Genomic DNA, 15548 nt, shown 5'->3' on the forward strand with positions numbered 1-15548 from the left:
GCTAATACAGCAGGCTACTGCGATCCTATCCCAAGGCGAATGATGGTGGGTGACTGACTACAACATATGGGTTTGTCGCATAGTTAACTGCATATTCAGCATATTTAATTGACAAACTTTTGAAGTCAAACAATAATGAATTTTCAACAATACCGAGATCATAATATGCCGATAAAACATATTTATTTATATTTCTTTTTATTATGGCCGACTGTTTCTTTGGCTGGTGGTCCGGTGCATGGCAGCAAGGCGGCAGGCATGGGCACGGCGTTTATCGCGGTTGCCGACGACCCTTCCGCCATCCTTCATAATCCCGCCGGAATTTCTTATATCGAAGGAAACAATCTTTATGGCGGTTTTACAACCATAGCGCCTTCGTCAAGTTATGAAAGCAATACGGGGGAGCAGGAGGATACCGATTTCCAGCTCTTTTTCCCGCCGCACCTGTATTATACAAGGGAATCGGAATTCAAGGATATAACTCTTGGAATCGGCCTGTATTCTCCTTTTGGCATCGGCGGCAGAAAATGGAGCGATACCGGGCTCACCAGATATCTGTCCACCGAAGGAAGCATCGCCACTGTTGCGGTTAATCCCACCGTTTCCTGGAAGTTTCACCCGACAGCTTCTCTGGCTATTGGTCTCGATTACATGTATGCCAGGAAGGAAGGAAGTCGGATGATTGATTTCGGTACCGGTGACGGTTTGAGCAATATTGAAGCGGATGGGGGAGGATGGGGATATAACTTCGGTCTTCTCTGGTCTGCACCTGATAATTTTCGCATTGGCCTGGCTTATCGCAGCAGCATTAACGTTAAGTTTGAAGGCGAACTCACCGTAACCGGCATTGCTCCGGCACTGCAGTCGGCATTCGGTGGCGCCGGCTATACAACCGATGTGTCGACGGAATCAGATTTCCCTGAAAGCTACGGCTTTGGCATAGCCTATATCCATAATAAAAAATTAACTCTTGCAATGGACGTGGAACTGGTTCGATGGTCAAGCTTTGATCAGAGCCATCTTGATATTGCCAATGAGGTCCCTGCGGCAGGTCTTGTCGATTCAACGACCATTCTGGACTGGGAGGATTCACTGCAGTTCAAGCTTGGCATTGAATATCGCTTGAATGACAAGTATTCCCTCCGTGGCGGTTACGCCTATATCCCGACAATGGTGCCGGAACACACCATGGATCCCGGCAACCCGGACGCAGATTCACATAATATCAGCATTGGTTTCGGTCGATTTTTCAATAACTGGACATTGGACGGTTTCTACAATCTCGGTCTGTATGAAGACAGAAAAGTCGATAACGAAATTCTTGACGGAACATACGGTAATCTGGTGCATGCATTCGGTTTCAGCGTCTTGAATCGTTTTTAGTTCCTTACTGCGCGGATCATGTAAAAGAACAAGAAATTTCAAAAAGCATAATGCTTTTGAGGTACTACAGGCCACTGTTAAGGCACTTATACCCCCATTCGGGGTATTGAAAAGACTCCCCGAATGGGGATAGAATACTTTGGCAGGGCTGGGTTCAACAAACTCCACATTAAGAATTTTTTACGGTGTATTTCCATTTTGGGCAGGCTTGACTGGTGGGCATTCTCACGCCTCATGCCAGTCAAACCTGATGTCTTTAAGCCTGTTTCGTGGCGCTAAAAATCCGTTATATAAGTGTAATCTGATTTTTTGGGGTCGTCATCGGTAAACCATACGCCATCAGTACCCGGATCTTCGAATCTTTCAAGGATGGTTATATTGCCGGCGGCGTCATAGGTGTAAGTATTATAGAACGAAAACTGATCATCATCGGTATGCCAGACACCGTCCGTTCCGGGGTCATTGCAGGAAGCAAGTTGTGTTAGTTGTCCGGCTGCATCGTAGGTTCTGTTTGTATAAGACGATATGTCGTCGTCTGCGGTTTGCCACACCCCATCCGTCCCTGGCCCATTGAATCCAGTTTGGGCGAGTATATTCCCATTGGAGTCAATTACATTTGTGCCGTGATTTATTTTCAGGTCATCGGACGTAAACCAGATGCCATCCCCGCCTGCCCCATCGTAACTTATGGTCATAAGAGTGTTTCCAAAGGAGTCGTGGGAATAATCCGAATAATTTGCTACAGAATCATCATCGTTGAACCAGATGCCGTCGATGCCCGCATCGTTGATATATGCACTGCGGGTTTTATTGCCGAGGGTGTCAAAGGTGAAAATGTTATAAGAGTTTACGATATCATCATCGTTAAGCCAGATGCCATCGGCACCGGGGCCATTATTCACAAGGTGCGTCATATTACCGGCAGCGTCATAAATGTTAGTACTATTATAGGTAATATCATCATTGGTAAACCAGATGCCGTCAGCGCCGGCAGTGTTATGTTGCAAACTGCGCGTCATGTTGCCGGCAGCGTCATAAGTGTAAATATAATAGTCTGAAATCTGATCATCATCAGTATGCCAGACGGCGTCCGGTCCGGGTCCATTGTAGCTGTTCCTCTGTGTATTGTTACCGTCCGCGTCGTAAGCAGATGCACTGTAACCGCTTATATCGTCGTCAACGGTGAGCCATTCCAGGTCTGCTCCGGGACCGTTGTAGTATGCATATTGTGTCAAAAGTCCCGAGGCGTTATAGGTGTATGCGGTATACTGCGAAATACTGCCGGCTGCATAATTTATTATCTTATCAACCGGATTGTGAAAGGTATGAAAAGTGATTTCGAGATCAGCCAGGGCGCTGCCGGACAGGTAGCGAACACCCGCAATGTTCAGGATGTAGCTGACATCGTATCGTAATGGTTTTGAGGGGGAAAATATAACCGTATCGGTGACATCATCATAAGAAACATCGCCCTGGATCGGAAGCGCCTTGCCGAGGATTTTCAGGGTTACCGTGGTTTCATCGATGGTCGCAGGATCAAGTTCTATGGTGGAGGTTACTTTGATATCCGAAAGTACGCTGACAGAAGACGCCCCATCTTCGGGAAGAGCGGTTATTTCCCCTGCTGCCGGGGTGGAGTCGCCGCCGTCTGAGCCCCCGCCACAGCCCGACAACACCATTGTCAGGAAAATCGATATCAGTCCATAAATCCAAAAAGTCTTAAACATCCATCTGAAAGTCATAGTTTTCTCCTTTTGTTGGTGTGATATATTTCAAATAAATCAGCTTATCCAACCCGTCTTGCCGGTGTGCGGCAGTCCATCGGCACTGATGGTTACCCCGGAAAAACGGTCGGATTCCTTATTGATTTCAGGTGATTTCAAGTCCAGGGACAAAACCTATTGAGATGTATAACTGCCGGAAGGTCACAAACAGGTCACAGGGTGATTTTTTTGATTGGCGTCAAATTTTACCCTGTATTTTCGAGTGGTTGTAACAGAATTATTTTGCGAGGAAAGCTTACGGTTGCCGGTTTTTGCTTTAAGGAAATCACAAAAAAGAGGAGCTGCCTCACTTCCGGGACAGCTCCTCTTTTTATAATGCTTTGCTTATCGATTATTCCGCTTCATTTCCAGTGGTGAAATGGCGCGTATCGCTTGGTGTTTGACCGCCATTACCGTCGTCTGCCGCCACGGACCAGTAATAGGTCGTATCAGGGGCAAGGTTGCTGGCAGTAAAGCTGCCCTGGTTTGGGTCGTGATTGCCGCCGGAACACGAGACAAGAAGAACCCCGGCGGTCAACAGCATGCCGACTGCAAGGCCTTTTCTTCTCTGCAGGAAATGGGCGGCGCCAAGCACGGTCAGAGTGAATGCAAACAGCATCATAGTGCCGTTTCCAGGACCAGCAGGTATCTTTGGAGCGACAACCGCTGCTGTCGGATTCACATATGGCTGGCAGTTATTAAAAGGATCGCTGTCAGTGCAAAGGTAGAGTTCATAGGTCAACGGATCAGCGTCGGGATCAGTGCCTTTAAGATATGTCAGGGTCACCAGGGTGGTGGCCACTCCTTGCTGGCCGTTTGCCGGAGAAAGCAGCTGCGGCGCCGAAGGTGGATTGTTTGTTGCCGCCGAAAGGCCGGTGCCGCTGACGTTTATTGTTACCGGATTTTCGTCCGGGTCATTGGAAGGAATATCAAGACTGTCGCTGAAAGCTTCCGCAGCTATGGGAGCAAAGCGGACTGTGAACGTACAACTTGCCGACGGCGCAATGGTTTGCGTTGAGCAGTTATCATTAATAATTGTAAATGGCGCTGCCAGGGGATTATTCTGGGCGATCTGGCCGATTACAAGATCAGCGCTGCCGAGGTTTTCGATGGTCACCGTCTGTTCGCCTGAGACTCCAACCGTAAGATCAGCAAAGGGTATTATGTGGTCATCAGCCGGGGTCACGGAATCACTGACCGCGATATCCGCAACCGGTGTGGCAGCGCCGGTGCCGCTTACGTTCACTGTTACCGGGTTTTCGTCCGGGTCGTTGGAGGGAACATCGAAGCTGTCATTGAAGCTGCCGATTCCCAGAGGGGCGAAGCGGACCGTGAGGGTGCAATTTGCCGTCGGCGTCAGGGTTTGAGCCGAACAATTGTCATTAATGATGCTGTAAGGCGCGGCAAGAGTGTCGCTGGCCCCGACTGTGCCGAGCACGAGATCGGCATTGCCGTTGTTGGTGACGGTGACAACCTGATCGACGGTTGTATTTTCGGTGACAGAGCCAAAGGGAATCTGTAGAACATCAAGGGTGATATCAGGAGCGGGTGTACCGATTCCGTTGCCGTGCAGCACCATGGTGACCGGGTTTTCGTCCACGTCATTGGAGGGGATGTCGAAACTTTCCACAAATGCATCGACCGCGTCCGGAGTAAAACGAACGGTGAATGTGCAGCTTGCATCCGGATTCAGGGTCTGTGATGAACAGGTATCGTTGAGAATGCTGAACGCACCTGCCACCGGGTTCGCCTGGGCAATGAGGCCTATGACAAGATCGGCGCTGCCGTCATTGGTGATGGTGACTGTCTGGTCTGATGAGGTGTTTAGGGTTACATCTCCGAAAACGACATCAAGGTCCGTTGCTGGTGCGGCTGAATCGGTGACGGTTATATCCGGCACAGGAGTTACAACGCCGCCGCCTTTTACCGGCCAGGCGTACCAACCATCCGGGAAAACCTTGAGTTTTGAAGTAGTTGCTAGTCCGCCATCGCCCATAGAAATATACCAGGCTGTGTCCGTACCATAATTAGTAGAAGTCCAATACACGCTATTTACAGATGGAAGATTTACAAAAGAATGTCCGGGCGTCAACGCCGGCAATGATTGCGAATAGTCGATCAGGCTGCGCATCTCCACCCGATTGGGGAGATGCCATTCACCAGCAGCTGAACCGTCGGTTAAGCCACAGAGGCCGTCTGCCAGACTGTTGGCATCTGCCAGAGCGTCATACCAGCCTTGTTTTCCGAAACATTCTGCATTTTTGAGCCAGATGAGAGTTGTGATATTGTCGGTGACTGTGCCATCGCCGTTGTCGCTAAACCGAGGGGACGGTAAGACCGCCCCTGCCTGGAAATCTCCATCATCACCGGTCAAGTAACTGGTCGACTGTCCGGTGCGCAACACTTGGGCTGGCCCGGTTGAAGTGCCACGTACTGCCAGGAAATTAAAGCCCCCGCTGACTTTATTATAGGTCAAGGTGTAATCGCTACTTAGTTCCACACGCCAAACCTTTGTAGTATCATAGGCATAAGTAGTGGAGGTAACATAATCTACATCCTGCACATTAATGAACCCCTGGGTATTCAACCAGGTAACTGTATTGTCCCCAGAGTTTATCAGGCTTCGCAGCTCATTTATATTGGGAAGCCGCCAGTCGCCTAAGGCTGAACCATCCGTCAGTCCGCATACGTTGTTTTGTAAAACAGAATTAGCATAGGTTAAAGCATCCGGAAAATTTAAATATCCGAAACAGTTTGCATTCTGAAGCCAGATGAGTCCGGTGAGATTGTCGGTTAAGGTGCCGTCACCATTGTCGGTAAACCTTGGATCGGGCCAGGCGAGTCCCGCCTGGGTGTCGCCATCCTGACCGGTGTTTGTACAGTTAATCGTACCGAAGTTATCCCGGCAGGTCGTCTGGCCTGTCTTCGGAAGATCTACGGCACTGGCAAAACCCGCCCACAGAAACATACACATAAGCTGAATAATAATTTTTTGAGCCATACATTCACCTCATTCTTAAGCTTGTTTTTCGTTTATAATCTGGCAGTATTTCGCCTTTCGTCTTATTCAACCTGGGCCGGGGGCCCACTTTTTTTGATTATTATCGAAGCTGCTGCTTTTGTTTCTCTCTTGGACGACTCATCTTCTGCCGCCTTGACGTGAGCCAATTTTTTCCTTGGTCAAAATATTCCAGAGTTCGTCCGGGTCCGTAAACGAAACCCGCTCGCCGCTTTCTGCATATTCAACAGTCCCGAGGATTTCCGTTTGAGCGTCAGGCAACTGCTTTCTGTTCCGCCTGTAGATGCGAACAAGATAACTTTCCAGGAGCTTGGTGCCTGATGAGCATGGAGAATCTTTCATACTGGTGAATTTACTCACCGGCGAGTCACAAACAGGTCACACTTTTAAAAAAAAATTGCAGGGGGATAATGACTGGCTGTAATGACAGGAAGTTTTCAGGGGATAAATCAGGAAGACGGGGAAACACAGTGAAAGGCGTTTGGGCTATAGATCAGCATGCCAGACCCAAAGCCCGGCATGCATGAGTGTTTTTGAAAATATCGCCAGTGTTGTTTTCAGGCTTTTACCTGGAAACGATGCGTTGGCGGAGTGATTGGGTCTTTGCCGAGGGTTCAATGCCAAAGGCATCGGATAACTGCTCGCAACACCTGGTATACACGGCAAGGGCACGGGAGGAGTCGCCAAGTGAAACGTAGCATTCCATTAACCCCTGGTAATATTCTTCGGTGAGCGGATCAAGCTCCAGGGCTTTTTCATAGAGCGGAGTCAATGCCAGACAATCACCGCTCTGCTTGAAAATGGCCATAAGGCGCTCTATCGTCCGCAGCACTTTAAGGTGCAACCTCTCCCGCGGCCCGATAGCCCACCCTGCCTGTGCATCGTTGACCAGAAAGGGCCCTTTGTAGAGAGAAAGTGATTGTTGTATCTGTTCAAATGCCGCATTTCTAGAATCCGTCGGGCCGGCAAGCAGCTTTTCCACCTCGCCGAGATTTCTTTCCAGCGCCCAGGTATCGACCCAGCAACGCCGGTCATCAATGGTCAGTTTGCCGTGGTTCATCACCAGGATGTCGCCGGGAATAATTTTTCGCAACCGCGACAGCGTCGTGGTGAATGAGCTGTGGGCTGCGTCGCCGTCGGCGTCGGGCCACAAACAATCGGCAAGTTTTTCCTCGGGCACCGCGCGTCCGCCAAAGGCGATCATGGCCATCAGCAGTTCAAGGGTTTTTTTACCCGTCTTAACGTTTAAGCGAAGCGATCTGTCTTCCACCACAATGCTGAAACGGCCCAGGGTGTAGATTCTGACCTCCCACGGCCAGTTCGTCAAATGCAGAGGCGGACTTTTCGGCACTACCTTTCGTTTGCGGATCATCTTCCGGACATGCGCTGTTTCCAGGTCGTTTTCCAGGGCCGTGATCAGGAGATTGTTCATGGTTTGGGGACGCCACCAGTCAAGATTGTAGATCTCTTTGGCTCTGCCGATGGCCAGTCCTTGGGCCAGAAATTTCAAACCCTTCTTTTTCAGCCCTTGTACAAAGGCCAGTTCCGCCAGGCCAAGATGCCGGGAATAATCGAGGTAAAGACTCTTGATATGTGCTGCTATTTCACCGGCCCGGTTGAAATATTGCTCAGCTTCATCATATCGTGCCAGTTCAATCAAAACCGCTCCCATGCCAATGGTGCTGAGCCCTTCAGGAAAGACCCCACCTCGTTCGATGGCAAAGTCCAGTGACTTTTTCATATGGATCAGAGCGCGTTCTTCTTCATTATCGGCAAGGGCATAAAGTGCCGCCACGAAGTTGAAGTGCCCTTGGTTGAGTTTACCGAATAGATCTTTCACCGCAGATAATTTGGCCAAGGCTCGGCACCGTTCTTCCGGGTCGGCTGATTCCAGGGTAAGATAGCAGTTCTGAGCCCGCAGAACAAAATCAAAGATGTGAATGCCGGATTTATCCGCCAATGCCAACCCTTTATTCGCCCTGGCGGAACTTTTCTCAAAATCTCCATTCAGCCAGTAAAACATGGCCTCGGTTTGCAGCCAGGGCAGGAGATAGAAAGGTTCGACCTTGTCGAGATCAGCACCGTGCACCATGTGATTGATAAAAATGGTTGCCTCGGAAAACGATCCCATCCATATGAGATAGATCAGATATTGGGTGGCCATGGCAAAGCGGTGGTTGATATTGGGCGCGGTTTTACAGATCATTGCTACCTGTTCCGACCACTTGGGCATATCAGCGTGTCCCGGCGAACGGTACAGCAGGAGGCCGAACATACCGAATGCCACCCGGGCCAGTATCTCCGGAGAGGAGATGGACGGTTTCCCGGCAAGAAAATCATCCATCCAGATCTTCCAGTCATCCAGCGGCGCAAAGTCATCCCATATGAAGAAATGGGAATCGATCATTCCGGCCCAACTCAGGCACATCCCATCCTCAAGCTTTTCTTTCTCAAATGTATGCAATGCTTCTTTAAATCGACGGCGGGCCGCCAGTGGATCCACCGAAAGCAGTGCCGTGCCGGCCCAGTAGTTAATCCACGGGGCTTTTTGATGAGCAGGTGGAAGGGCGTCAACAAGAGAAAGCAGTGCCCGGAAACGGCCCTGTTCAAGGTAGGGTCGGCTGTTGGCGAGGATGAATTCGCTCAGGCCGATCCAGTCTTCGGCGTCTTGCAGCAGAAGGGATGCCTCTTCAGCCATTCCATCCTCCAGGAGCAGGGCGGCCGCCTGTCGCTGCAGGTCCTGGATATGTTCGCGGGGATACGCAACTTTTCCTTTTTCCAGAAGAAATTCTCGAAACATCGGGTGGAACTGGTAGATCGCGGTGACCGGATCATGGCGGGTGGTAAAATATCCATTTTTATGAAATTTCTTTATCAGGTCGCCGGCCTGTCCGTCGCCGGTAAGGGCGTTCACTGAAACACTGGTCATCTCCGGCAGGAGTGCCGACTTGAGAAGGATGTCCCTCTGGGGATTCGGCATACGGTTGAAAACTTCCTCGGACAGAAATGAAAAGACCTCCTCAGGGGATGAATGAGGAACTTTGTTGTTCATGTCGCTTACAAAATCAAACCGAGAGTGCAGAACCATACCGGCGACCCAGCCGTGATATTTTGCTTGTATGGCATCGATGTCTTCCGGTGTAAGGGTTTGGGGATGTCGTGCAGATAAAAACGCTTCGGTTTCATCCCTGGTGAATTCCAGGTCATGATTTGTGATAAAAGACAAGGATTGCCCGGCTGTGAGGCGCACGAATGAAGGCGTCGAAGGCTCACGGCTGATAAAAATGATACGCCCCTCTTCCGGCAGGATCTCGGCTGCGACCCGCAACATGTCATGGACCTGTGCGTCGGGCGCCAGGATCTGGTAGTTGTCAAAGACCATGACAAAACCTTTGGGTAAAACCTGGTAAATCTCTTCAAAATAGTTGCGGCTGAATGTGGCCAGGTCAAAGTTGTATTCCGGTGTCAAGCAAGGGAGTTGCTTGCGATAACGGGGAGCACTCTGCCTGACGGCAAGGTTGAGGAAATTGATAAAGGTGGCCGGATCACTATCCCGTTCATCGATCTGATACCAGAGAGGCTTGATGCGACGCTCTTTCAGATAACTGCAAACAGCCCAGGTTTTGCCCTGGCCCGGCGGCGCATATACCCAGACAACAGGTTTGGTGCAGGCCTGGTCAAAAAGTGAAAAGACCCGCAAGCGCTTGAGATAATGCTCCAGCCGTGGGAATTTGATTTTTACGGGAACCGGCGGCTTGGCTGAGGGCGTTTTTTTTGTCATGGCAAAAAACTAACGTTTTCCAATGTTATTCCGTCGCTTTCCGGAGGTGAGGTGAAAGGAATTTGCTTTTCGACGCAATGCCAAAATTGAAAAATAGGCTATCAGACACCTGCGCCCATGTCAACTACTGTAAATGGTTAGCAAAACACATGCCAAGAACCTTTTCATGCGTAGATAATCATATTTTCAGTAACTTACTGATTTACGAAAGGCAATTACGTTGATCATCAATACCGTCAATCCAGTGCAGTAAGAATTTTCATATAAAATCAAAAAAACTTAAACGGATTATAGTTGGCAGGAGTAAATATGCAAAGTGAACCCGAAGGGACTATCTTAAGAACCTGTCAAACCTATTTTGTCTTGTGAGAATATACACCATCCCAGTCCTGCTCCGGAGGATTGGCGATAAAATCTTTGCACCTGGCAATGAATATCTCTGATGGCTTGTCTCCCATATTGTCTGCGAGGTCTTCAAAAATTGCCATGGCTTGCGAAAATTCCTGGGAAAAATATTTTTCAAGCCCTTGTTCAAATCGTTGTTTGATCTGTTTATTGTCTTCGGTGGTTTTCATGGCCTCAAAAATATGCACTGGAATGTTTTTGCCTTTTACCCGCACCCGGTCAAGCTGCCGGACAAGCACCCCGTCCGAAAGCTGCTCTCTGGTTGCATCGCTGATCACCACCCGGCATTTATAGGTTTTGCATAATCCCTCAAGGCGCGAGGCAAGATTCACCGCATCGCCGATGGCGGTATATTCAAAACGCACCTTGGAACCCATGTTGCCGACAATGCACTTGCCGGTATTGACGCCAATACCCACATCAACCTCGGGATATCCCTGAGCACGAAACCGGCCATTGACTTCATGCAGGGTCTCAATCATTGCAAGGGCCGAATGCACTGCCTTGTCCGCGTGATTTGCCACATCCAGGGGTGCATTGAAAAGAGCCATCATCGCATCGCCGATATATTTATCAAGCATGCCTTTGTTGTTTAAGACAACATTGGTCATGGGATCGTGAATCTGGGTCAGCATCTGCACCAGCTGGGTAGGAGTCACCTTTTCGGAAAGGGAGGTGAAGCCACGGATGTCGGAAAACAGCACGGTGATTTCCCGCTCCACGCCGCCCAGTTCCAGTTTATCAGGATCTTTGAGGATTTCGCCCACCACCTCGGGCGAAACATAGGAGGTAAAGGCTTTTTTCACCTCGCCGGCGCGTAATTCGGTACGCACAAAGGCAAAAATTTCAAGAACAATCATCAGCAGAATTACTCCGGCAAAGGCAAAAAATTCACGCAGCCAGATATTCACAGCAATAAGTGCGCCGTTTGCAACAACGGAAAGAAGCATGAGCACGGCGATATAAAGGGCGACGCGCTGCCAGAGAATCCGATGAAAACTGATGGCAAAAACCAGAAGCAATCCGAATAGTATCAGTGAAACATCAAGGGTCCTTGATCCAACAAGTATTTCATTGTTAAGGAGATTTGAAAGCGCCGTATAATGCAGCCACACCCCGGGAGTCACAGGATTAACCGGCGTGGGGCGCATGTCATACAACCCCATTTCAGTAACCCCCACGAGGACGACCTTATCCTTGAAAAAATCAGGGGGAACAGTGCCGTCATACACGTCCACTGCCGAAATAAAAATATCCTGGTCCAAAGTATAAAAGTTGAACTTGAAATAGTTCTCATCCGAAAGATCAACCTCACCCAGGCGAAAGCTCTTCACCCCGTCTTTATCGAGAACGATTGCGGCCTGTTTATTCTGGTAAAATCTCACAAGCTGCACGGCCAGGGGAGGAAACACAAATCCCTGATGGATATACCCCAGCGGGTACCTCCGATAAAGTCCGTCAGGATCCGGCTGGTTTGTAAAAAATGCGCTGGTCAGGCAGGAGGAGGATATTTCAGGGATGTTGATGTCTGCATATTTGTAGTTGCCGAGGCCGACAACTTCATCAAGAAATTCAATATTGAGATAGTCACTATCATTATGCCGTAATAAATCCAGAGCTTCGACTGATGTCTGCACAACAGCTTCATTCCGAAAAAGATAGCCGCAGACAATGTTTTCGTTTTGAGAAATAACATCGGCAAGATACTGGTCGTTTTCCTGTGTCGTCCGCTCGCCAAAGATTATATCGAGTCCGACAATACTCGCCTGATCAAGTCTGGCGAACAAATCCGCATGAACCCTGCGGTCCCATGGATAACGGCCCAGACTTTTTACGGATTTTTCGTCAATTGCGACAATGACGACGTTTTCATTGGCTGTAGGCACAAGACCCAGAGAATCACGGATACCGAATTTCGTGTCTTCAAGCTGGAGGGCAAGTTTGTTGACGAAATCAAGGTTAAGGAAATAAAGCCCGATTACGATGGCGGTAATTACCAACAGACCCGGTATTCGATAATTGTCAAAAAGCTTGATAAAGGCCTCCCCGCTGAAATTACAAAAAGATTGTTAAATTTTACTGTAAACGATCTGCAATTGCGAAAAAAACCTGCACCGATTCTTTTACCAAATGACCAGGCAGAACGGGTCAACTGCAGGATTTTACAAGTAAAACAACGGCCTGGGCGGCAATGCCTTCGCCGCGACCGGTGAACCCCATTTTCTCAGTGGTGGTGGCCTTGATATTGATTACATTTCTGGAAACCCCGCAGGTCCGTGCCAGGTTATCAAGCATGTCTTCAAAATACGGCACAAGTTTCGGTTCCTGGGCAATTACCGTGATATCGGCATTGATCATGGAAAAATTACCAGCCTGCGCTAAATCCATGACTTTTGATAAAAGCACCAGGCTGTCAGCCCCCTTATATTGCGGATCGGAATCAGGAAAATGCCTGCCGATATCGCCTTGGCCCATGGCGCCCAAAATAGCATCACAAAGGGCATGCACCAAAACATCGGCATCCGAGTGCCCGAGCAATCCTTTAGAATGAGGAATATTAACCCCTCCGAGGATAAGCGGTCTGCCCCCAACCAGTCTATGGGCATCAAAACCCTGCCCGATTCTCAATCCATGCATATCGATGTTCCCAGATTTCTCGTGGTGTAATAATGCCTCGGCAACCAATAAATCTTCCGGCCTGGTGATCTTGATATTCCTCTCCGATCCCTCCACCACGGTAACAGGCAGGCCTATATGCTCCAGGAGCGAAGCCTCATCGGTGCCGACAAAACCATCGTTATCCGCAGCGGCAAAGGCCTTGCGTAACAAGTCAGCCCGCACCACCTGCGGGGTCTGCGCCTGCCAGAGGGTTGACCGGTCAATGGTCTTGATAATTCCGCCCTGCTCATTGACCTTTTTCAGGGTATCCTTCACCGGTATGGCAAGCATCGCAGCGCCGGTAACACGTGCTTTTCCTATGGTTTGTTCAATCAATTCCGGGCTGATAAGGGGACGCACAGCATCATGGACCGCGACCAGAGGATTATTCTCTAATACTTTAAGGCCGGCTCGCACCGAATCCTGACGATGTGTACCACCGGCAACAACGGTGCATCTGTCTTGAAGTGCGTATTTATCGAGTAAATCAATGGTGGATTGAAGATATTGTTCCGGAACCGCAACAATAATTTGCCCGATGGACGGGCTTTGCGTAAAAACACGGATGGTATGGATGAGAATCGGAATGCCGCCAAGGGCAAAAAACTGTTTGGGGGTATCAAGCCCCATGCGGATACCCGATCCTCCTGCAGGTATTATGGCTGCGGTATCTGACATAGGAAGAGTAAATAAGCCCGATTCTTAAATAACAGTCAGCGATAATACGATCTTTAACAACTATCGTAATGAAAAAAAATTGGAGTGGGCTATAAGCCGAATTCTGTACCCGCCAAGGCGGGCCATGATCATTTCTCTGGGATGCCGGTCGCCCGGCACCTCTAGCAACCTACCCGGAAACTCGGACGGGCCGCCCTCAAACGTTTCCCTATTTGGTCTTGCTCCTGGTGGGGTTTACCATGCCTTTCATGTCGCCATGAAAGCGGTGAGCTCTTACCTCGCCTTTTCACCCTTACCCCGCAAGCGGGGCGGTATATTTTCTGTGGCACTTTCCCTAGGGTCACCCCCGGTTCGCGTTACGAACCACCCTGCCCTGCGGAGTTCGGACTTTCCTCCAACCCGCCTTGACGGATCAGCGATCATGCGCCCACTCCAAACACTTAACAGATACTTCAAGATAGTCTAATCTTGTATACTAAACTTGAGCAATTGCAGAATTACAGTTTTTCGTCAATACCGAGATTAGCCAGTTCGTCGGCCCTTTTGTTCTCATTTCTGGGAACATGCCTTACTTCCCAGGCAGTAAATTCATTAAGGAGAGTGCTTACCTCAATGAACAGGGGTTTTAGTTTCTGGTCTTTTACTTTATACCGACCCTGCAACTGCCTGACAATGAGCTCGGAATCGAGGAATATCGAGATATTTTCGGCACCGTGGTCTTTCAGCGCGGCAAGCCCCATGATAAGCGCCTGATATTCCGCCATATTATTGGTGCATTGCCCAAGGTATTTCCCCCTGGCATAGATCTCGCCGCCGCTTTCATCAAAAATCACCGCGCCGGCGCCTGCTTCTCCCGGATTTCCCCGGGAAGCGCCATCGGTGTAAACGGTGAGCCTGGAGCCTGCTTTTTTACAGGCAGTAAGGTTTTTATCCTCAATCGATTTCTGGACAAATCCACCTTCAGGTTTACTGAGGCGGGAAGCGCAGCTTGCCAAAATTGACCTGATATCACCGGGCAGTTCGCCTGGAAAACATTTGGATAAAAAATCATCCGTCAACCGCTTCTCAAGAACCAGCAGGACGTCACCCGGACTCGATTGGATTTCGTCTCCGGAACTTACAATCAGGCGTTCGCTCACCAACCTTATTCCTCCGGCTGATAATAAAGCATCCGGTTACAGGTAGGACACGAGAGAATTTTTTCTTCCTTGAGCACTTCATTATAAAATTGCGCAGGAACATTCATATAGCAACCGGTGCAGATACTGTTGGTGACCCCGACAATTGCGATGCCGTTTCGCTTCTCCCGGAGCATCTCATATTTTTTCAGACTTGCCGCTGGAACCTTTTTGGATTTGGTCTCACGTGTCTTAAGGAGATCTTCCTTCTTCTTGTTCAGAGTCGTTGCGTTTTTACCGACTTTCTCATTCTCTTCGGACAACAATGTTTCTTCCGTCGCACAGATAGTAGACTGTTCATGTTCTTTGTTTTTCAGGGTCTCTACCTGTTCCATGAGCAAAACAATCTCGTCTTCCCGTTGCTTGTTATTTTTCTTTGCATCCTCAATTTCCTTGAGTAAACTCTGATATTCCCTGTTGGTCTGGACATTCATCAACTTCGTCTGCCTGTCCTTGATTCGCGCAAGCTCGTCTTCGACCTCAGCTTCGAGTTCCCGGCGGCGTCTTTCACCCGCTCCCTTTTTCTCGTCATATTTGACAATTGATTCCTGGCGTTCAGCAATGGTAAGTTTGCGTTTTTCCAGTTCTTCCTCTCCAAGGGCCAGATCTTCATCAATCTTACTGATTTGAAGGTCTATAGCCTGGAGTTCACGAAGGCTTTTCATATCATTCTTTAATCCCAT

At 49.2% G+C, this 15548-nt stretch carries 9 protein-coding genes and 1 other RNA gene; 1 reads left to right on the plus strand and 9 read right to left on the minus strand.

The features are described 5' to 3' along the window. The first annotated feature begins 165 nt into the window (after window positions 1-165). Window positions 166-1383, plus strand: a complete 1218-nt coding sequence (locus KKE17_15385) for an outer membrane protein transport protein (protein MBU1711383.1) — start codon at window positions 166-168, stop codon at window positions 1381-1383. 275 nt (window positions 1384-1658) lie between these two features. Here KKE17_15385 and KKE17_15390 read toward each other — a convergent pair whose 3' ends face one another. From KKE17_15390 to KKE17_15430, 9 genes are all read right to left on the minus strand, one after another. Beyond that, the gene (locus tag KKE17_15390; GenBank protein ID MBU1711384.1) at window positions 1659-3125 is read right to left on the minus strand and encodes an Ig-like domain-containing protein; all 1467 of its coding nucleotides are present in this window, start codon (window positions 3123-3125) and stop codon (window positions 1659-1661) included. Between the two features lie 373 nt (window positions 3126-3498). Further along, entirely contained in the window at window positions 3499-6147 is a 2649-nt protein-coding gene (locus KKE17_15395) for a choice-of-anchor D domain-containing protein (protein ID MBU1711385.1), read from the minus strand. A 138-nt stretch (window positions 6148-6285) separates the two neighbouring features. Next, the gene (locus KKE17_15400; protein ID MBU1711386.1) at window positions 6286-6507 is read right to left on the minus strand and encodes a hypothetical protein; all 222 of its coding nucleotides are present in this window, start codon (window positions 6505-6507) and stop codon (window positions 6286-6288) included. A 223-nt stretch (window positions 6508-6730) separates the two neighbouring features. After that, window positions 6731-9946: a hypothetical protein gene (locus KKE17_15405; GenBank protein MBU1711387.1), complete on the minus strand. Its 3216-nt coding sequence runs from the start codon at window positions 9944-9946 to the stop codon at window positions 6731-6733. Window positions 9947-10299: 353 nt separating this feature from the next. Beyond that, the gene (locus tag KKE17_15410) at window positions 10300-12351 is read right to left on the minus strand and encodes an adenylate/guanylate cyclase domain-containing protein (GenBank protein MBU1711388.1); all 2052 of its coding nucleotides are present in this window, start codon (window positions 12349-12351) and stop codon (window positions 10300-10302) included. Window positions 12352-12499: 148 nt separating this feature from the next. Next, on the minus strand, window positions 12500-13687 hold the full coding sequence (gene ispD, locus KKE17_15415) for a 2-C-methyl-D-erythritol 4-phosphate cytidylyltransferase (protein MBU1711389.1): 1188 nt from the start codon (window positions 13685-13687) through the stop codon (window positions 12500-12502). 76 nt (window positions 13688-13763) lie between these two features. After that, window positions 13764-14122: RNase P RNA component class A (rnpB, locus tag KKE17_15420), an RNA gene on the minus strand. Window positions 14123-14184: 62 nt separating this feature from the next. Continuing rightward, on the minus strand, window positions 14185-14625 hold the full coding sequence (locus KKE17_15425; GenBank protein MBU1711390.1) for a ribonuclease HI family protein: 441 nt from the start codon (window positions 14623-14625) through the stop codon (window positions 14185-14187). Window positions 14626-14831: 206 nt separating this feature from the next. After that, the gene (locus KKE17_15430; GenBank protein MBU1711391.1) at window positions 14832-15548 is read right to left on the minus strand and encodes a hypothetical protein; all 717 of its coding nucleotides are present in this window, start codon (window positions 15546-15548) and stop codon (window positions 14832-14834) included.

The organism is Pseudomonadota bacterium, assembly GCA_018823135.1.
In the GTDB taxonomy this organism is placed as follows: Bacteria; Desulfobacterota; Desulfobulbia; order Desulfobulbales; family CALZHT01; genus JAHJJF01.